The sequence below is a fragment of the Limnohabitans sp. genome (genome assembly GCF_040401495.1).
Classification (GTDB): Bacteria; Pseudomonadota; Gammaproteobacteria; order Burkholderiales; family Burkholderiaceae_C; genus Limnohabitans.
Genome location: NZ_JBBAOI010000077.1, coordinates 1 through 1,017 on the forward strand (window position 1 = coordinate 1; position 1,017 = coordinate 1,017).

2 protein-coding genes are annotated in these 1,017 nt (G+C 48.3%); both read left to right on the top strand.

The annotated features are described in order from the left end of the window. Window positions 1-127: 127 nt before the first annotated feature. Window positions 128-745, top strand: a complete 618-nt coding sequence (locus AC9UEO_RS13775) for a peptidylprolyl isomerase (protein ID WP_509534692.1) — start codon at window positions 128-130, stop codon at window positions 743-745. A 22-nt stretch (window positions 746-767) separates the two neighbouring features. Continuing rightward, on the top strand, window positions 768-1,017 hold a 250-nt coding region (locus AC9UEO_RS13780; protein ID WP_509534694.1), incomplete at its 3' end, for a peptidylprolyl isomerase.

Sequence of the window (1,017 nt, forward strand, 5' to 3'; positions counted from 1 at the left end):
GCGATGTGCTGATTCAATTGGCTAATTATTCTTTCAAACGTTCACTACAAATCAACCCCGCACAACGTGGCGTGAGTCGCAAGATAAATATTCTCAAACCATCGATAGAAATTAACCAAGTTAAGCCATGATCAAAAAATCCTCATTACTTCGACTACTGTGTTCTTTAGTTTTAGGCTTAGGCCTGCTCAGCCTGCAAGTTGTAAATGCACAAGACACAGCCAAAACAGCAGGCGCACCGCAAGTCAAATTCGTTACCAATATGGGTGAATTTGTGGCCGAGGTCTACCCCGACAAAGCACCCAAGACTGTAGAAAACTTTTTGCAATATGTGCGTGACAAGCACTATGAAGGCACGATTTTTCACCGCGTTATTGCCAATTTCATGATCCAAGGCGGCGGATATGACGCGCGCTACATCGAACGTCCAACCCGTGCGCCTGTCATGCACGAAGGTCTTGAGGCTCTTAGCAAGGGCGGGCCCCGTAACACCGTGGGCACTTTGGCGATGGCGCGCACCAATGTACCCAACTCCGCTACTGCGCAGTTTTTTATCAATGTGGTGGACAACGGATTCCTGGATCCCAACCCTCAACAACCCGGCTACACCGTGTTTGGGAAAGTGGTCTCAGGGATGGATGTAGTTAACCGCATTCGTGCGATTCCTACCAGCTTTGGTGGCCCTTTCCCATCGGATGTGCCTCGTACGCAAGTCGTCATCAAATCTGCAACTGTGTTGCCTTAATTTATTTTCACAAGGAACCCCCATGAGTAACCCCCGCGTAGAACTGCACATCTTGGACCATGGCGTGATCACGCTTGAACTCGATGCCGACAAAGCACCCAACAGCACACAAAACTTTTTGAATTATGTGAACAAAGGCCACTACGACAAAACTATTTTTCACCGCGTGATACCAGGCTTTATGGTGCAAGGTGGTGGCTTTGAAGTCGGCATGACTGAGAAGGCTTCTGATGAACCTATCGAGAACGAAGCCAACAACGGCTTGAAAAACA